Raw genomic sequence first — 17567 nt, 5'->3', positions numbered from 1 at the left:
GAAGAAATGGTGATCCATTACTTCGGCTTACCGAGCATTCCTCTCCTGAATGCATGTTCGAATTTTCATATCATACTCTCGCAAAAAAATTCTTTCGCGACAACGTGCAAGAACTTATTGTTCTTCAGCAGTTACTGGAGCTGATTGCTTTTTAGACCGTAACCAAGTAATGGCCACTCCTCCTATCAAGACGAATCCTAAATAGCCCATCAATGGGTATACGGTGCTGACCAAGTCAGTAAATCCTACTAAACTTGCCGCAAAGGAAAGAAGCCCTACGACGACTACCGCACCTCTGAATTTCGGTGTATCTGCTTCTACAAATCGCGCGGTAAATGAATACAACATGCCAACAGCTGTATTGAAGATCATAGAAAGCAGTGCAATTGACATCAGGATGCCAACAAAAGGTGATATATCAGAAGCTAATGCCAGTGTCGGCATATCAACCCCTTGCAGCCGATTGATATTTGCATAGATTCCTAAATTGATCAAAACAACTAAAACGCCAAGGCAAATTCCACCTAGTACTGCCCCTCGTCCAGCCACTCTACTATCTTTAGAAGTAGAACCAATCAGCGTCATCATCGAAAACCCTACAGCAATATTAAAGGCGACATACAATAGGGCACTAAGCAGCCAGTGCGAGGCTGCTGATGGCTGGGCTAACGCAATGCTTTCCAGTTCTGATAGTTCAGCGTTACTGGTAAAGAATGAATAAATGGTGATGATAATAATAAGAGTTAACATATACGGGCTGATTAAACTAATTACTGAAATCACCTTGTCCGTATTTAGACAAAGGGTCAGCGTGGATAAAATAACCATTAAGATATTACCCACTAAGGGGGACATGCCAAATTGCTGTTCGAAGATCGAACCGCTTCCTGCGACCATAATGGTGGCCACCCCAAACAAAAAGAATGTCAGCGTAATATCGACCACTGGACCTAAGTATTTTCCGCAAATATGTCGAATGACTTTTTTATGGGAGGAGACTTGTAAATGCGATCCAAGCTGTATGAGCTGCATTCCAATAAACGCAAACAAGGCAATCGTTATAACAGCCCCGACGATCCCCCACAATCCAAAACTTGTAAAAAATTGGACAATTTCCTGTCCTGAAGCAAATCCTGCTCCAATAATGATACCGACATAAGCGCCGGCGATTCGTAGTGTGTTCTTCATGTAGATGTTCTCTCCTTTGAAAGGCCTTTCACTTCTCAGTCTACTATTCAGTTTATCAGATTTGTCAATTTTCGATAAACTTCAACAGCTAAGATAAAACGTCAATAAGAATTTTACCTAAAAGCCTTTCAAAGCGTTCCATTAGTAACTTGCCGTCCCTTGATATTTCTTTTCCACACGAGACACAATCTCCCGCCCAATTTCGAGCGATGCCGTGGCAGCCGGGGAAGGTGCATTACATACATGGACCATTCGCCGGCCCTGAATCATCATAAAATCATCAATCAAATGCCCGTCAGAATCAAGTGCCTGTGCACGAACTCCAGCTTTCCCCGGGACAATATCCTCTTCATCGATTTCAGGAATAAACCGCTGAATCTCCTTAACTAATGCTTTTTTACTATAAGAGCGATAGATTTCTTTTAACCCTTCGGCAGCATTTTTGCTGGCCAGCTTAAGCAATCCCGGGTAAGTAGTCGATTCAATGAAATCTTTCACTTCAAAATCCGTTTTGCTGTACCCTTCTCGTTTAAAACTAAGAACAGCATTAGGGCCGATCAGAACCCGCCCATCCATCATTCTCGTAAAATGAACACCAAGGAAAGGAAAGTCTGGGTTAGGAACGGGATACACCAGGTTTTGAACAAGGTGGCGCTTCTCAGGATTCAACTCAAAATATTCTCCGCGAAACGGGATAATTCTCATGTCCGTTTTAATTCCAGCCATTTGGGCGATTCTGTCACTGAATAAACCACCACAGTTAATGAGGAACTTGGTTTGATGGATTCCACGGTTTGTATGAAGCTGAACTCCATCTGTATCATCCGTCATATCTTGAACCTCTGTATTCAATATGATTTCCCCGCCATTTTGCTGAATTTGTTCGGCAAAAACTTGAGCAACCCGCTGGTAATTAACGATTCCCGTACTTGGAACTCGAATGGCTGCGATCCCCTTCACATGTGGTTCTATTTCCTTAAGTTCGTCAGCTGATATTTTTTCTACATCCAGCTGATTCTCCAACCCGCGCGCATAAAGATTTTCAAGCAGCGCCAGCTCATCCTGATTCGTAGCCACAATCAATTTGCCGCACATGTCATGCTCTATGCCGTGTTGTTTACAAAAATTAACCATCTGCCGGTTGCCTGTACGGGCCATCCTTGCCTTCAGACTACCCGGTTTGTAGTAAATTCCCGAGTGAATCACCCCGCTATTCCTTCCCGTTTGATGAACCGAAATGGCTGCTTCTTTTTCGACAATTAAAATCCGAGCATTTGGATAGCGTTTTGTCAGCTCCAATCCTACAGACAAGCCGACGATTCCAGCACCGATTATCGTATAGTCATACATCATCTATCTGCCTCTCCTCTACTAAAACAAATTGATAAGTTCCACTGCCCCAAGATACCCAAACAACAACAAGCTCCCAACTAATACAGCGTTGGTAATCCAGCCATTCTGATAGACTTTGTCTACACGTTTAGAATTTAACAACGTTAATAGTGAAATGGCCAAAAATGGCATAAACAAGGCCCCAAGCGCTCCGTATGCAATGACAATTCCAACAGGTTTATCAAAAAAGAGCAACAGCATTGGAGGAAATGTCAGCCATAGTAAATAAAAGCGGTAAGCCGGTTCTTTTTCTGATACCGGGGTGTCCAAATTCCGTTTGCGGACAAGTCTCATAAAATCAGCGAATAAATAAGGAACCCCATTCCATACACCCAATAAGGATGAAAAGGCAGCCGACCATGCACCGATTAAAAATAACCAGCGGGCAACACTCCCGAACTCAGAACTAAAGATCGATCCTAACGTTACAAGCCCTTCTTCTCCGTTGATTTCAACACCTGTTCCGTATAAAAATTCCGCACCGATTACGAGCAGTGATGTGGTAAAAATCGCTGTAATAATATAAGCAACTGACGTATCAAGCCTCATCATAGAAATCCATGATTTCCCTTGCCAGTTTTTCTCACGAATCCAATAGCCATAAGCTGCCATCGTGATTGTCCCGCCAACACCGCCAAGCAATCCCAGTACAAGCAAGAATGATCCACTGTCGAAACGCGGAATTGTTCCACTTAAGATATTTCCAAGGTCTGGCGCGATCATGACCGCTGACCCCACTACCGTTACGAACATAACTCCTACCAACACCGTCATCACTCGTTCAAATATGTCATACCGGCCTGTCAACACAATTAAAAGTCCGGCAATTCCATGTATGATGGCCCATGCCCATAATGGCATGATTGGAAACATAGTGACCATCATTAAGGCAGACGTCGTCATGGCTGCCGCCCCATAACTGAAACCCCAGAGAATCGAATAAACACCAAAGTATCCTGTCGCCCATTTTCCCATCGACCGCCAGCCTTCTAAAATGGTCTTTCCTGTTGCCAATTGCCAGCGCCCCATTCCTTCTGTTAAAAAGAATTTGAGAATCGCTCCGATGATGATTGCCCAAATCAAAGTTGTCCCGAAAGAAACTCCAGCTACGAGTGCTGCGACCAGATCACCAGTGCCTACCCCTGTTGCAGCAGTAACAATCCCTGGTCCTACCGTTTTTAACTTTCCCCCGATCGTCGTCGGAGCTTTAGGGACCTCTGTATGCATTTGCTCATGAGAATGTGCTTCAGAACCCACAACCATCCCTCCATTGTAATCGTTTTCAAAAAATTATAAGTACCGTTGTTTTACATTTTCAAGATGTTCTCTCATCGCTGCACTTGCAGAATTTGGTTCACCCTCTTGGATAGACTGATAGATCGCCTTATGTTCCTGTAATATTTGTTCGCTTTGCCCTGGTATATCCAGCGATCGGGCCCGGCTGTCCTCCAGCCCAATTAACACCTGATCAGATACCATGGTCATTACTTGAGCCAGTAATTGATTTCTTGCAATCCTGGCAATGTACATGTGAAAAGCCAAATCCTCCTCGGCAGCCAAACTATTAGCTACCACGGCCTGTTCGAGCTGAAGATAGGATTGTTCCAATCCTACAATATCCTGCTGATTTCTTCTATGTGCCGCGTAAAAAGCAATATCCACTTCTACAGCCTGTCGCAATTCCATAAGCTCAACCATATTAGCCGACTGTCCACGAATAAGAGCCCGTAGTTTATTCATAATATCTTCGATCGTATTTTCTAAGAGATAAACACCACTGCCCTGCTTGATTTCAACGATGCCAGATGACTCCAGCACGCTAAATGCCTCTTTCACAGATGTTCTGGATACAGACAACTTTGCAGCCAGCGTCCTCTCTGAAGGCAATTTCCCCCCAGGTACAACTTCCCCCCTTTTAATACACTCTTTAATTTGTTCTACGATCATATGATAGACGCGTTTTTTTCTGATAGGAGACTCCTTCATCTTCTCGACCCTTTCGAAAAATTATTGGACAGACTAAGTGGATGGTCCAGTTTAGTTTACAGGGTTATTTTTCAGAATTCAATGATTATTTAGAACCTTTTCATGTTCTTGAAAAGGTATATCAATTTCCTAATTTATTTTCTTTTCTAATTATTTGTTGACAATAGCCGTGGATTCATATTACGATTAGACTCAAATTTAAAATTCTTATCCAGAGAAGCTGAGGGATCTGGCCCTGTGAAGCTTCAGCAACCTCTGACTGCAGTCAGGAAGGTGCTCCGTCCAGCAAGATTTAAAATCTTGGGAGATAAGAGCGGAATGAACCGTTAAACCCTCTTTTCTCATTACAAGAAAAGAGGGTTTTTATATGTGTGATCGAGATTTTTTACACTTTAACGAAGCGCATTTAAATTATTAATGGAAAGGAAGTTGTTATATGAGTGATATCGTGTTGTTGTCAGGAAGCCCTTCAGAACAATCAAGATCAGAAAAAGTTTTAGATTATCTAGACAGATTGGTCGTTGAGGAAGGGTTATCTACGACTAAAATTTCAGTCCGCAATGTTTCGCCTGAGGATTTATTTTATGCCCGTTATGACAGTGAAGCGATTGAGAAAATTACGGAAACGATCCAGCAAGCAAAAGGCGTCATCGTTGCTTCACCCGTATATAAGGCCTCCTACTCTGGCATTCTTAAAGCACTCATCGATCTATTGCCGCAGGATGTGTTAAAGGATACACCCGTTCTTCCCATTATGAGCGGCGGCAGCAAATCCCATTTACTCGCCATAGAATATGCACTTAAACCTTTGCTGGCTACATTGAAGGGACAAAATCTAAAAGGTGTGTATTTACTGGACGATCAGATTGATAAATCCAGCCCTTCCCATCCAATCATCGATGTGGATTGTGAACAACGCTTGAAGAAACAGCTCGTTTACTTTCTTCAAATTATTCAAAAACAGGTTCCGCTAATGTTATAAGCACAAAGCAGGAGACACGTTCATGAGCTCATGAACGTGTCTCCTGCTTTACTATAAATTGACTCGGTTATTTTCTTCCTGTCCAGTACGCTCTTTCATCAAGATGAACAAACGGAATATCTGTATCCACTTCACCATGAATCCGTTCTAATTTAAGATCTTCCCCATCAAGCCACTTGGCGAAATCAAATTCCACCGGCTCCGCGTCCCCACCAAGCGCGAACCAGGTTTTCATTTCGTTTGGAAGATAACCTGATGTATGAATGGTTCCTGCCCAATTTCTGTATTGTTTTGAAAAAACGCCTTTATCTGTATCATTCATTAACCGGAAGGCATCATAAGCCCCGGCAAGATGTTCGCGCTGGCTGTTCATCGCGTCCATCCTTTTCATGGAATCGACAAGATGATTGCGGTTTTCTTTTGTCATGATTTCAAAGTGATTTGTGCAGACGTTAGCCTGACGGACCTTAACGCCTCGAGGAGAAGCCTCAACAACAAAGGTTTGATCACTCTTGTCAAAAACGGTATAGCTGAACGAATGGCGATGGGGAATCTCCTGCAGCATGTCCACCGCTTCCTCCACCGTCTCGCATGTTTCTAGCACGAGCCGGCCGATTGCACAGCAGATAAATCCATCTCCGGGCTTTTTCCGATGCATGAAATTGTAGCCAAGCGCCAGCCCCTTTTCATTCATTCCGTCCATTCGACCCGTAATGCGCTGAGTAGGTCCGGCAATCGCATAACCCGTGTCTGTCGGCTGAAAGAAACTGTAGCGGCCTTCGTAAGTTTTTGGCATATAATCATAATTTCGAATCATATATCCGTCCCCTGTTATAATGGAGCAGCCCGAGCGTTTGTAATCGACCCGGTAGCCGCCGAATTCCATCATCACACGCTCCATCGGCCATTCTAGGGCATCGCTTAAACCAATGAGTTCTTCCCAGAGGCCGGGAGCAAAACGCGTGATCGCCTCTTTGACTTCTGCTTCCTCCACCATAAACCTGGGCTTTCTTACGCTCCATTGCTTCTCGCGGTTTCTGACCGTCAACGAACCTTTCAACTGCTTACCTTGCAGGCAGCCAAAGTCATAATGTGTCCCTCTAAACTGTAAAATATCGCTGTGTATAGGCTTCAATGTACAATCCCTCTTTTGTTGTATGTCTTATTCCAATTAGTTTAAGTCAATGGCTTTAGGCGGTAAAGCGATTCGAACTCTCTCCAAAAAATTAGTGTGAGCGTTTAGGCGCAAAAGTGAGCGCTTGATTTACAATCCTGAGCGTTTATTTATAATCATGAGCGAATTTTCACCTTTTATGAGCTTATTATCTAATTCATGATCGAATCCACTGAAGAAAACTTAAAAAAAGAGGCAGCCAAAATTAGCCGCCCCTACTGATTGATGATATTGAGAAATTGCCGGGTTCGCTGTTCTTTTGGATGCTCAAACAGCACAGAAGGAGCCCCTCGTTCGACAATGACCCCATCATCCATGAAGATCACTTCATCGGCCACTTCTCTCGCAAATTTCATTTCGTGAGTGACAACGACCATTGTTCTTCCTTCGTTAGCAAGTCCTTTCATAACTCTCAATACTTCACCGACGAGCTCAGGGTCAAGGGCTGAAGTTGGTTCGTCAAACAGCATAACCTTCGGATCGATCGCCATCGCCCGTGCAATGCCAACACGCTGCTGCTGTCCTCCTGAAAGTTTGTATGGGTATTCATACATTTTTTCCTGAAGGCCTACTTTGGTTAACAACTCTGCAGCCTTGTCACGAGCCTTCGTTTTATCTACTTTTTGCACAGTCACAGGCCCTTCCATCACGTTCTGAATCACACTTAAGTGTGGAAAAAGATTGTACGTTTGAAAAACCATGCCTGACTGCTTGCGAAAATCACGGATTTGTTTTTTCGTAAGCTTCTTCGTAAAGTTCAGGGTCTGCTGGTCGATTGTCACAGAGCCGCTTTCAGGCTGTTCCAACACGTTTAAGCACCGCAGCAGCGTGGTTTTTCCGGAGCCCGAGGGTCCGATAATGACAACCACCTTCCCCTGTTCAACATTGAGACTGATGTCCTTTAATACAACGAGGTCACCAAACTGTTTATAAATATGGTCCATGGTTAGCATAGATAAATCTCCTTACGTTTTCACATAGCGATTTAATCGTATTTCGATTTGATCTTGAACAAGTGAAAGAATGAAACAAATCACCCAGTAAATCACGGCTGCTTCCGTATAAACGAGCAATGGCTCATAAGTGGTGGCCACAATTTCCTGCGCTTTTCTAAACATCTCACTTACTAAAATCGTCGAAGCAAGTGATGTCTCTTTCACCAGGCCGATGAACGAGTTGGACAACGGCGGGATCGAAACACGGGTAGCCTGTGGCAGAATGACGCGTCTTAGTGACTGGAAATTGGACATTCCAATCGAAGAAGAAGCCTCCCATTGGCCTTTATCAATCGATAGGATCGAAGCACGAATCGTCTCAGATGCATACGCCCCCGTGTTTAAGGAAAACGCGATTAAGGCACCTACAAAAGGATCGAACTTCAAGAATTCGATACCTAATGATCCCAGACCGAAAAATACTATAAATAATTGCACAAGAAGCGGAGTTCCACGAATTATCGATACATATACTCGTGCAATTCCGCTTAACACTTTTATTCCTGATATCCGAAAAATCGCAGTAGTCACGGCTAAAACCAGTCCAATGAAAAAAGAGAGCAAGGACAGCGGAATCGTGTAAGCAAGAACTCCTTTCAACAAGGGCAGAAAGGAGTTCTTAAGGATTTCAATTGATTCCGGACTCAGCAATGTACTACTTAACTGAAACATCTTCGTTAAACCATTTTTGGGAGATTTCTGCTAAGGTTCCGTCTTCTTTCATACCCTTCAATGCTTCGTTTACAGCTTCTACGAGCTCAGGGTTATTTTCACGGAACATCATCGCCGTTTCAGAGGCCTCTTCCTTTTTATCGACGATTTGAACTGGTGCGCTTTCCCCTTGTTCATTCAAATAATCAAGCACAGACAGACGATCATTTACGGTTGCATCTACACGCCCATTCGCAAGCAGCTGCATAGCTGGGTTAAACCCTTCTACACTTTCGATCTCAGCACCATGATTTTCGGCAATCGTTGAGTAATTACTTGTTAAAGACTGTGCTGATGTCTTACCTTCGAGGTCTTCAAAGCTTTTAATCTCTTCATTATTTTTTTTAGTTACAAGTACAGCGGATGTGTACGTATAAGGAATTGAAAAGTTGTATTTCTCTTTACGGTCGGGCTTAATCCCCACCTGGTTTGCGATCATATCAAATCGTTCACTGTTTAACCCAGCAAACATCGCATCCCACTTTGTTTCTTTAAATTCAGCTTCAACGCCCATCCGTTTGGCAATTTCACGGGCCACCTCAACATCGTAGCCAGTAAGTTCTCCCTGATCATTATGAAATGTATATGGAGCATAGGTTCCTTCTGTTCCTATCGTAAGGACACCTTTTTCTTTAATTTGATCGAGTAAAGATTGATCACTTGCTGCTTCGTCTCCACTATTGTCAGACTCACCTGATCCGCATGCAGCTAGAATAAGTATAAATAAGGACATAATTAGTAACGCGCCATATTTCTTCATCCATTTCCCTCCTATTTATATTCAATCCCTATTATTAAAGTCGGATTAGTTACCTATAAGATCATACAAGGTGAACCATGCTTCGTCAACAATAGAGCTCGCTCCTTAGTATAATCAGACTTTGAAAAAAGATTAATCATAATAAACCTCTTGAATTTCTATATTCAGAATCCAAGAGGTATGTGATCATTTTAATACAATTTGCCTTGTCGATACATCACCGTAGATAGCTTCATAACAGAATGAATATAACAGTTCTGTCTTAGTGCAAAAGGGTCGCCAAAGAACTGGGGAAAAATGGTGTCCATCGTTTGCTGCATCTTATCAAAAAGAAGCTCGTAAATTTCTTCTTCCTTATAAAATTGCGTCTCACGACCTTGAATCCATTCCAGATAAGAAACAATAACCCCGCCGGCATTCGCCAGAATATCCGGCACGATTAATACACCCTTACTGCTTAAGTGTTCATCTGCCTCTTCTGTAATGGGGGCATTCGCGCCTTCGATAATCATTCGCGCCTTAATCTGATCCATATTGCGTTCGTGGATCTGATCTTCCAGGGCAGCAAGCATAAGAACATCGACATCAAGTTCTAATAAATCATCCCGATTTTGGACTGTCGCTTTAATATCATTGGCAGCGAGCTCCTCCTCTGTCGTTGGCAGCTCCCCATCATGCTCTTTGGCATAAGTGTTTAACGCAGGGATATCAAGTCCGTCTGAGTTATAGAGCATAACGTTATGATCACTGACTGCAACAATCTGATTTTGTAAATATTTGCACTGATAAGCCTCAAGAGCGCCTACAGAGCCAAGATTTCCAAAGCCTTGAACAGCCATAGTCAGTTTGCGATTTGCATGGTCTAAAGCAGTTTTGGCAAAAATATTGTCTGTTTTCTCAAGCCATTGCTTGTTGTCGTGTAGGAAATTGTGCATCATGTAACGAAAGGTAAAATAAACACCCTTTCCTGTTGCTTCCCGGCGTCCTAGTGATCCTCCGTTTATAATGCTCTTGCCGGTAAAACTCCCTCTATAAGGCTCGCCCGGGTGAGTATTCTTATACTCTGCCATCATCCAATCCATCTCACGGTCACCCGTACCCACATCAGGTGCCGGAATGTCTTTATCAGGCCCGAGGATATCATTATTATATTGCACAAATTTCTTACAAATTAAATTCAATTCTTTTGGAGTGTAGTCTTTCGGGTTAATGACGACACCGCCTTTTCCTCCTCCAAAAGGAACCTCGTGAAGCGCATTCTTCAGTGTCATCAGCTTGGCGAGGTTGGAAACTTCCTCTTCATTTACAGAGGGGTGGAAACGAATCCCTCCTTTATAGGGACCAAGTGTATTGTTGTGCTGAATACGAAAAGAAGGGATGCGTACGATCGTGCCATTTTCCAAGGCAATCCTTAGGAACGACTTATGTATCTTGTTTGGTGTCGAAAGGATCGATACTAAAGACTTAAAAGCTTGGTCTCTCGTTTTGTCTTTCAAGTCGGGAAGAAAGTCCTTATCTTCCAGCAGCGCTTTTAACGATTGTTCGATTACGTTTATTTTCTCACTCATCAAAACAAAATCCTCCTTCTAAGTAATACAGGTCATTTCTCCTATGTCTATTCCCTTTTAAATAATTCTAAAACAAAAGAATGTTCGAAGTGAACTTTGTGAAAACTATCTTTGTGTTTATTAGTTTTTCTAGTGTTTATCTAATAAATTTGATAATGTGTTATTTGGAGTAAATAAATACTGTTATAAGTGAAGGAGAAAGGTATTGTGCGTGCAAAATATTCAATTATGGTCCTGCTTCTCATTAGTATGCTCAGTATTTACGGAGTTGTTTTTGCACAATGGGAAGAATACACCGAGGAGAAACCAAACACGGCTCCTCCTGAAAATAAGCCTGAAACAGAACCTAAGAAAGACGAGGCACCCGCTCCTGCCGTTGATAACAAAGAAACTGCCAAGCCAGAACAGATGACATCCGATCAATCGACAGCACTGGATGAAGTCACACCCATACCTGACTTTCCGCTTGACGTTCCACTCCTCAATCAAATGGACCCACCAAGACTATACAATGGATGCGAAGTAACGAGTATGGCCATGATTCTTAATTATTTCGATATCGCCGTTACGAAAAATGAACTAGCTGAAAAAGTGAAACGCGTGCCGCTGGTCTATTCAAATGGACTTAAAGGAAATCCTAATAAAGGATTTGTAGGGGATATGGAAGATGGACCAGGTTTATCGATTTACCATGGGCCGCTTGCTGACGCGACCAGAAGTTATGTCGGAGATCGTCTAATTGATTTCACAGGAAGCGCTCCCGACAAGTTGTTCCATTACCTGGATCAGGGACTTCCAGTATGGGTGATTGTGACGTCAACGTTTGGGCCAGTCAACAGTTTTCGCACATGGGACACCCCAAGTGGAGAAATCGAAGTTACGTTTGACTTACATAGTGTGGTCCTAACAGGCTATGATAAAAATAATTTCTATATTAACAATCCATACGGTTTAAAGAACCAAAAAGTAAACAAGGAACAATTCATTAAAGGCTGGAAGCAGTTAGGCAGCCAAGCGATCGTTATAACAAAGTAACTGTTTTTGCTATAGTTTTCTTCTATTATTTTTGGTAATGTTGAGATAGAAATATTCGAAAGCGGTTACGATGAATGGACAGAAAAAATGTGATCTATTATTAAAAAAGTGGGTGTTTACAATGAAAAGATTAGTTATATTAGGCGGTGGATACGGCGGCCTGAAAATATTAATGAACTTAATTTCTAATAACCTTCCTGATGATGTACATATCACGGTTGTCGATCGGAATCCCTACCACTCCTTAAAGACGGAATTCTACACAATTGCTGCCGGCACGATTGCTGATCGCGATGTACGTATGGAATTCCCGACGGATGCCCAGGTAAATTATGAATATGGGGAAATTGAGAAAATTGATATCGACAATCAGCAAATTTTGATGAAAGAGTCGAGTGATGCCATTGACTATGATTATTTAGTGCTTGGTCTTGGATGTGAGGATAACTACCATGGCGTTGAAGGAGCGCAAGAATTCACCGAAAGTGTGCAAACATTCGGCAAAGCAAGAAGTGCCGGACTGGCAATCGGTAATTTACAAGCTTATGGGAAAGTAACGATCGTCGGTGCTGGATTAAGCGGTATCGAGGTCGCCTCAGAAGTAAGAGAAAGCAGACCAGACCTTAACATTAGACTGCTCGACCGCGGGGCATCGGTCCTTAAAGCATTTGATTCTAAAATCCAGGAATATGTGGAAGAATGGTTTGCCAAAAATGACGTCGATGTCATTCACCATTCCAATGTTGAATACGTAGAACGAGATGGTGTTTGTAACAACGGCGTCTGTTACTTAAATGATGTGACCATTTGGACAGCCGGGGTTCGTCCTAATTACTTAGTTCGGGAGCTTTCTTTTGAAAAAGATGAACAAGAAAAAGTTATCTTAAATGATTATTATCAAGTTCCCACACATCCCCAAGTTTATGTTGTTGGGGACTGTGCTTCATCTTATCATTCACCAAGTGCTCAACTGGCAGGGCAGCAAGGTGAGCAAATTGCTGAGGTCCTCGGATCTGTACTCAAAGGAGAAGAACCGAGGAAACCAGCCGAGATTAAGTTAAAAGGTACATTGGGATCGCTTGGAAAATCCGATGGCTTCGGAAATATGATGCAGCAGCCTGTGACAGGTCGTTTACCTCGTTTAGCAAAGTCAGGTGTGCTTTGGTTGAGCAAACGCCACTAATAATGTAAGCTGCTTACTCACCCTTTTTCTGAAAAATATATAGTTGAGCTGATAATTTTCAAAACTAACTACCCCGAGAGAGTGGCGGTAGTTAGTTTTTTTGTCATAAAATTCCCTCACAATAAAAATGGATATAAATACCTTGCAATGATTATAGGTATTTATATCCCATCACCTTTCTTTCACAGGCATACAACATTGGTTAACTCCCTAACCATCCCAAAAAGAGTACAAATGACCTATTAAATTATTGTTGTAATTATTACCACTTCACACCTGTTTGTATCTTGTCGGCCTCTAATAAACGCTTGATGCACCTGCCCTAACGCACCTCTTATTGTAATTCACACAGACTTTAAAGCTTTAATCCCCTGCAGATTCCTAGAATTTTGAATTTACAGATAAATCTGCTACCATAAAACTTGTCTTTATGAATTACATAAATTGGGGGTTGGTTGAGAAGTGAAAATGTCTAGGTTGTTGTTATTTAGTCTGCTGATGTTGATTACATTTCTGGCAGCTTGTTCAGGCGAATCATCGTCTTCGAGCTCTGAAACAAGTCCCGAGGGAAGTGAACAGTCCGATAATAAACAGGTTCTGAACATCTCTGAATCAAGTGAAATACCTACCATGGATCCATCCATGGCTACTGATGTTGTTGCCTTCCAATGGCTTGCTGCAACAACGGATGGCTTATATCGATTTGGTAAGAATGCTGAAATTGAACCAGGGATTGCGAAAAGCCATAAGGTAAGTGAAGATGGAAAAACATGGACATTTAAACTGCGAGACGCTAAATGGACGAATGGTGACCCTGTGACGGCTCATGACTTTGTTTATTCCTGGCGTCGTGCCGTAGACCCGGAAGTCGGTTCCGAGTACGGACCTTACATGTTTAACGGAGTTGTAAAAAATGCAGAAGCTGTCTCTACAGGAGAAATGCCAGTTGAGAAACTTGGGGTAAAAGCCATAGATGACACAACCTTAGAAGTACAACTGGAGAAACCTATTCCTTACTTTAAAGAACTGACGACTTTTACAACCTTTCTGCCATTGAAGCAAGAATTTGTCGAGAAACACGGAGAGGATTTTGCTCTGTCATCAGATGCCCTTCTCGCTAATGGTCCATTTAAGATGACTAAATGGAGCCCCGGCGAAGGCTGGGTACTTGAGAAGAATGAAGATTACTGGGATAAAGAGAATGTCAAGCTCGATAAAATCAATGTAAAAGTTGTAAAAGAGGTGTCTACTTCTGTTAACTTGTATGAATCAGGTGCTTTAGACCGAACTGGGTTAACAGCTGAATTTGTAGATAAGTACAGTACATCCCCGGAATTTTCTACGATCAGAAAGCCTAGTCTGTTATACATCAAAATGAATCAGGAAAATGAAATACTGAGTAACAAAAATGCCAGAAAAGCTATTCAGCGTATCATTAACAAAGAAAATGTCGCCAACGTTATTTTAAATAACGGGGCTACACCGATAGGCGGAACTATGCCTGCGGAATTCGTGTCACACCCAGAGTCCGGCAAAGACTTCCGAGAGATTAATGGAAACCTCGCGCCGTATAATCCGGAAAAGGCTAAGGAATTTTGGCAAAAGGCAAAAGAAGAGCTGGGCGTTGAGGAAGTGGAATTAAACCTTCTTGGCGATGATATGGGAGTAGCCAAAAAAATGACGGCCTATTTCAAAGATCAGCTTGAACAGCTTGAGGGATTAACCATTAATGTTCAAACTGTTCCATTCAAAGAGCGCTTACGACGCAATTCGGAGATGGAATATGAACTGCAAAACTACGTATGGCTGCCTGACTACCTTGATGCCAATACATTTATGAACCTGTGGGTGACGGATGGCGCCAATAACAAAACGGGTTATGCAAGTGAGGAATATGATCAGCTCATTGAACGAGCCAATAATGAATTAGCTCAAAAGCCTGTGGAACGTTTCGAAGCTTTCTTAAAAGCTGAAAAGTTATTAATTAAAGAGGATGCCGTGATCGCGCCAATCTATCAAACAGGTACTGCTAAACTGCAGAAGCCTTACGTTAAAGGGACTTATCGTAACCCGATGGGATCTGGTTATATTTATAAATACTCATTTATTAAAGGAAAATAATCGCTGTTTGACGTTGTGAGCGTTAAACCCGAACAGGAGATTCTCCTCTCCTTGTTCGGGTTTTTGGCGCTAAGGTAGAATCCTTGAGCGTTAGGGACGAACCTCTAGGCGCTGGGGTCGAATTCCCGGACGCTAAGGCCGAATTCGTGTCCCCAGGGTCAAAGCTTCCAATACATTCGCCTATAATAATACATAATCCAAAGAAACGCACTAAAATGGATTCGGTACGTTTTTATAGAGAGTCAAACAAACTACGTGCTTCAAAAAAGGTCATGATTTTTTGTTAGTACTCTTAGGTTCAGAGATTTTACCTAGAAAGAAACTGTCTACTTCACTTAATTTCCCTCTCCAAAGAATTTTTCCTTTTGAAGGTGTCGGTTTGCTGTCCCCACAGTAAACGCGTGTATTTTTCAAATGAATAAAATGAGCTTCTCCATCGTTATTGGATTCGGCAGATTCACCTGCTTGAGCAAGCTGATTACTCAATTCCTGCGAAAGGTCGCTGCCGTCCTCGAATGATTCACTTAAATTTTCGAAATACTCTTTAGCAGAAACCATCGTCCCGGAAACAATCGCACCGTTAACAAGTAAGGAAATATCCAGTTCAAATCCATGCTTATTTGAAGCCTTTACAAAGAATTCCAGTATATTATCTTTCGTATCTTCACTCATTGTCATCTCTCCTTTATTTCTTGATTGCCTATGCAGAAGTGTCATCATTACTTGCTAATGCTGTCTCTTCCACTGCATCATCTGAATCTTTATTTTTTTGCTTTACTTTTGTTTTTTTAGTACCACCGGACTTTTTCGCACTATTCTTCTTATTGTTTTTAGCTTTGGAGTCCTTTCCTTCTTCTATTTCCTTATCCTTTTCATTTTTCTTACTTTTGCTTGATGAACGCTTTTTTTGTTCAGAGACTTCTTCTTCCTGCTCTTCTGCTCCCTCGTCTTCTTCCTCCTCACTTTGACTTTGATCCTCGTAATCCTCTTCTTGCTTCTCCTCGTCTTCCTCAGAGGTAGCAGCAACGGTATTGCTCATTTCAAGGAACTTGTCCATTTTCTCTTCTAAACTGTGCAGCCGTTCCTGAAGCATTTCATTTTCTTCTTTTAGCTGCTCATAATCCCCTTCTTCTCCTTCATCTTCATGATCTTCTTTCCCTGTTTCACTCATTTCAAGTTCAGTATCCTCATCTTCCATGGTGTCCAGTTCCTCTTCTTCCTCATCCTCAGAACCTTCAGGATCACGGTTTTTCTTCAGCAAGTTCGACGTGGAGGATTTCATGTTTTGAAAGGCTTGGGTTGATTTTTCCATTCCTGAATCTTTCACACTCGTAAACGTGTCTTTGGCCATATTTCCAAGCTTCGAACCCTGCCCCTTCAAGACTTCTTTGCTAACTTTAGCTTTGAGTTTACTTCTGTTTTTAGGTGTTGATAAATATCCGACAGTTGCGCCGACAATTCCACCCGTTGCGGCGCGTCTAATTGGGCCGCCTTTATTTGTGCTGTTTGAATTATTGGTTTCTTTTGTTTTTTCAGCCATGATCGATCCCTCCTATATTATTCTTGATCAGCTGTATTCCAGCGGTTATTACTCATTTGGCTTTCCAGAGCATCAAGTCGTTCTTTTAGTTTTTTGTTTTCCTCTTCTAGTGCCTGGTTATTTTCCGTAGCCTTTGAGCTCAAGTAAGGATCTGTTTCCCACCAATCCATGCCTATTTCCTTGGCCTTATCAACCGAGGCAACGATCAGGCGGATTTTAATTGTCAAAAGCTCTACATCTGCAATTCCAACGCGTATATCACCTGCAATCACGACACCTTTATCTAATACTTTTTCCAAAACATCGACGATCGTGCTGGATTGCATCGGTTGTTCAACTGCCATAACTTAAGTGCCTCCTCCCTATTTTGATACCTCTTCGAAGTCTTGCTACAGCAGGTTTCCTAATGGACCAAGATCTATATTTAAATCTTCAGCTTCAAGGCCAAATACCTCTTTCAACTCTTCCATTTTTTCCTCTAAATTCATTAAGGCGACACCGAGGTCTTCTACCTGTTCTTCTGTTAACGTTCCGCCTTCCACACGTCTCATTGCGTGTCGTTCAACGATTTGCCTTAATAGCTCAATCACCGTCATGACTAGCTGAGCAAGACCATCTTCTGCACGATCCGGATCAAGATTAATCCGTCCATTTGTTTGGCTGGCCGGTTGCATCGACTAATTCCCTCCTCTGCTCATCAAAGTTGTCTGATGTTACACCACTTTGATCATTTTCGTAAGATTGAACGAGCGTTTCGACTGAAGCAATTAAAACACGTAAGTCTAAATACACAAGGTCAACCCCGGCGATTGAAATAATCAGATCACCTTTGATTGCTACCCCTTTATCAAGAATGACATCTAATATATCTATGAGTCCTACTTCTTTATTTTCGACGGTTTCTCTTAATGATGACATCTAACCATTCCCCT

18 protein-coding genes and 1 riboswitch are annotated in these 17567 nt (G+C 42.2%); of the genes, 4 read left to right on the top strand and 14 right to left on the bottom strand.

Annotation, left to right across the window (positions count from 1 at the left end; genetic code table 11):
- Positions 1 to 114: 114 nt before the first annotated feature.
- The 4 genes from B5354_RS04690 to B5354_RS04675 form a co-directional block, all read right to left on the bottom strand.
- Positions 115 to 1188 carry a YkvI family membrane protein gene (locus B5354_RS04690; protein ID WP_079526363.1) on the bottom strand — a complete coding sequence of 358 codons (1074 nt, stop codon included), beginning with the start codon at positions 1186 to 1188 and terminating at the stop codon, positions 115 to 117.
- Positions 1189 to 1329: 141 nt separating this feature from the next.
- Entirely contained in the window at positions 1330 to 2538 is a 1209-nt protein-coding gene (gene lhgO / locus B5354_RS04685) for an L-2-hydroxyglutarate oxidase (RefSeq protein ID WP_079526790.1), read from the bottom strand.
- 21 nt (positions 2539 to 2559) lie between these two features.
- Positions 2560 to 3837 (bottom strand): Nramp family divalent metal transporter, encoded by a 1278-nt coding sequence (locus B5354_RS04680; RefSeq protein WP_342742964.1) that lies wholly within the window; start codon positions 3835 to 3837, stop codon positions 2560 to 2562.
- 33 nt (positions 3838 to 3870) lie between these two features.
- Complete coding sequence (locus B5354_RS04675; RefSeq protein WP_079526361.1) at positions 3871 to 4566, bottom strand: FadR/GntR family transcriptional regulator; 696 nt, start codon at positions 4564 to 4566, stop codon at positions 3871 to 3873.
- A gap of 204 nt (positions 4567 to 4770) precedes the next feature.
- A riboswitch (SAM riboswitch) is annotated at positions 4771 to 4880 on the top strand.
- Positions 4881 to 5002: 122 nt separating this feature from the next.
- On the opposite strand from B5354_RS04675, the gene ssuE reads away from it, so the two are divergent.
- On the top strand, positions 5003 to 5548 hold the full coding sequence (gene ssuE, locus B5354_RS04670; protein ID WP_079526360.1) for an NADPH-dependent FMN reductase: 546 nt from the start codon (positions 5003 to 5005) through the stop codon (positions 5546 to 5548).
- 67 nt (positions 5549 to 5615) lie between these two features.
- On the opposite strand, the gene B5354_RS04665 is transcribed toward ssuE, so the two are convergent.
- The 5 genes from B5354_RS04665 to B5354_RS04645 form a co-directional block, all read right to left on the bottom strand.
- Positions 5616 to 6683, bottom strand: a complete 1068-nt coding sequence (locus B5354_RS04665; RefSeq protein ID WP_079526358.1) for a C45 family autoproteolytic acyltransferase/hydrolase — start codon at positions 6681 to 6683, stop codon at positions 5616 to 5618.
- A gap of 254 nt (positions 6684 to 6937) precedes the next feature.
- A complete protein-coding gene (locus tag B5354_RS04660) occupies positions 6938 to 7675 on the bottom strand; it encodes an amino acid ABC transporter ATP-binding protein (RefSeq protein ID WP_079526356.1) in 738 nt (245 codons plus the stop codon).
- 12 nt (positions 7676 to 7687) lie between these two features.
- Complete coding sequence (locus tag B5354_RS04655) at positions 7688 to 8389, bottom strand: amino acid ABC transporter permease (protein ID WP_079526354.1); 702 nt, start codon at positions 8387 to 8389, stop codon at positions 7688 to 7690.
- Positions 8373 to 9188, bottom strand: coding sequence for an amino acid ABC transporter substrate-binding protein (locus B5354_RS04650; RefSeq protein WP_079526352.1), 816 nt, complete (start codon positions 9186 to 9188; stop codon positions 8373 to 8375). Before B5354_RS04650 ends, B5354_RS04655 begins: the two co-directional genes overlap by 17 nt.
- Positions 9189 to 9379: 191 nt before the next feature.
- Positions 9380 to 10756, bottom strand: coding sequence for a Glu/Leu/Phe/Val family dehydrogenase (locus tag B5354_RS04645; RefSeq protein ID WP_079526350.1), 1377 nt, complete (start codon positions 10754 to 10756; stop codon positions 9380 to 9382).
- A gap of 207 nt (positions 10757 to 10963) precedes the next feature.
- Between B5354_RS04645 and B5354_RS04640 the strand changes: the two genes are divergently transcribed.
- The 3 genes from B5354_RS04640 (at position 10964) to B5354_RS04630 (ending at position 15095) form a co-directional block, all read left to right on the top strand.
- A complete protein-coding gene (locus B5354_RS04640; RefSeq protein WP_245804704.1) occupies positions 10964 to 11791 on the top strand; it encodes a C39 family peptidase in 828 nt (275 codons plus the stop codon).
- Positions 11792 to 11912: 121 nt separating this feature from the next.
- The gene (locus B5354_RS04635) at positions 11913 to 12974 is read left to right on the top strand and encodes an NAD(P)/FAD-dependent oxidoreductase (RefSeq protein WP_079526348.1); all 1062 of its coding nucleotides are present in this window, start codon (positions 11913 to 11915) and stop codon (positions 12972 to 12974) included.
- Between the two features lie 468 nt (positions 12975 to 13442).
- Positions 13443 to 15095 (top strand): peptide ABC transporter substrate-binding protein, encoded by a 1653-nt coding sequence (locus B5354_RS04630; protein ID WP_079526784.1) that lies wholly within the window; start codon positions 13443 to 13445, stop codon positions 15093 to 15095.
- Positions 15096 to 15365: 270 nt separating this feature from the next.
- On the opposite strand, the gene gvpU is transcribed toward B5354_RS04630, so the two are convergent.
- The 5 genes from gvpU to B5354_RS04605 are packed head-to-tail and all read right to left on the bottom strand — an operon-like array spanning position 15366 to position 17553.
- Positions 15366 to 15767 (bottom strand): gas vesicle accessory protein GvpU, encoded by a 402-nt coding sequence (gene gvpU, locus B5354_RS04625; protein WP_139377058.1) that lies wholly within the window; start codon positions 15765 to 15767, stop codon positions 15366 to 15368.
- Between the two features lie 28 nt (positions 15768 to 15795).
- On the bottom strand, positions 15796 to 16635 hold the full coding sequence (gene gvpT, locus B5354_RS04620) for a YtxH domain-containing protein (protein WP_079526344.1): 840 nt from the start codon (positions 16633 to 16635) through the stop codon (positions 15796 to 15798).
- Between the two features lie 17 nt (positions 16636 to 16652).
- The gene (locus tag B5354_RS04615; RefSeq protein WP_079526342.1) at positions 16653 to 16979 is read right to left on the bottom strand and encodes a gas vesicle protein; all 327 of its coding nucleotides are present in this window, start codon (positions 16977 to 16979) and stop codon (positions 16653 to 16655) included.
- Between the two features lie 45 nt (positions 16980 to 17024).
- Positions 17025 to 17309, bottom strand: a complete 285-nt coding sequence (locus B5354_RS04610) for a gas vesicle protein K (RefSeq protein ID WP_079526340.1) — start codon at positions 17307 to 17309, stop codon at positions 17025 to 17027.
- Entirely contained in the window at positions 17275 to 17553 is a 279-nt protein-coding gene (locus B5354_RS04605; RefSeq protein WP_079526338.1) for a gas vesicle protein, read from the bottom strand. The genes B5354_RS04610 and B5354_RS04605 overlap by 35 nt, the downstream gene beginning before the upstream one ends.
- Between the last annotated feature and the right edge of the window lie 14 nt (positions 17554 to 17567).

Source organism: Halobacillus hunanensis, assembly GCF_900166655.1.
Classification (GTDB): Bacteria; Bacillota; Bacilli; order Bacillales; family Halobacillaceae; genus Halobacillus_A; species Halobacillus_A hunanensis.
The sequence above is the reverse complement of the archived record's forward strand: the minus strand, read 5'-3'. Positions and strand labels throughout refer to the sequence as shown.

Coding starts and splice junctions, on each gene's coding strand:
- B5354_RS04690 (WP_079526363.1), bottom strand. CDS start 1,188: ATGAAGAACACACTACGAATCGCCGGCGCTTATGTCGGTATCATTATT.
- lhgO (WP_079526790.1), bottom strand. CDS start 2,538: ATGTATGACTATACGATAATCGGTGCTGGAATCGTCGGCTTGTCTGTA.
- B5354_RS04675 (WP_079526361.1), bottom strand. CDS start 4,566: ATGAAGGAGTCTCCTATCAGAAAAAAACGCGTCTATCATATGATCGTA.
- ssuE (WP_079526360.1), top strand. CDS start 5,003: ATGAGTGATATCGTGTTGTTGTCAGGAAGCCCTTCAGAACAATCAAGA.
- B5354_RS04660 (WP_079526356.1), bottom strand. CDS start 7,675: ATGCTAACCATGGACCATATTTATAAACAGTTTGGTGACCTCGTTGTA.
- B5354_RS04655 (WP_079526354.1), bottom strand. CDS start 8,389: ATGTTTCAGTTAAGTAGTACATTGCTGAGTCCGGAATCAATTGAAATC.
- B5354_RS04650 (WP_079526352.1), bottom strand. CDS start 9,188: ATGAAGAAATATGGCGCGTTACTAATTATGTCCTTATTTATACTTATT.
- B5354_RS04645 (WP_079526350.1), bottom strand. CDS start 10,756: ATGAGTGAGAAAATAAACGTAATCGAACAATCGTTAAAAGCGCTGCTG.
- B5354_RS04635 (WP_079526348.1), top strand. CDS start 11,913: ATGAAAAGATTAGTTATATTAGGCGGTGGATACGGCGGCCTGAAAATA.
- B5354_RS04630 (WP_079526784.1), top strand. CDS start 13,443: ATGTCTAGGTTGTTGTTATTTAGTCTGCTGATGTTGATTACATTTCTG.
- gvpU (WP_139377058.1), bottom strand. CDS start 15,767: ATGAGTGAAGATACGAAAGATAATATACTGGAATTCTTTGTAAAGGCT.
- gvpT (WP_079526344.1), bottom strand. CDS start 16,635: ATGGCTGAAAAAACAAAAGAAACCAATAATTCAAACAGCACAAATAAA.
- B5354_RS04615 (WP_079526342.1), bottom strand. CDS start 16,979: ATGGCAGTTGAACAACCGATGCAATCCAGCACGATCGTCGATGTTTTG.
- B5354_RS04610 (WP_079526340.1), bottom strand. CDS start 17,309: ATGCAACCGGCCAGCCAAACAAATGGACGGATTAATCTTGATCCGGAT.
- B5354_RS04605 (WP_079526338.1), bottom strand. CDS start 17,553: ATGTCATCATTAAGAGAAACCGTCGAAAATAAAGAAGTAGGACTCATA.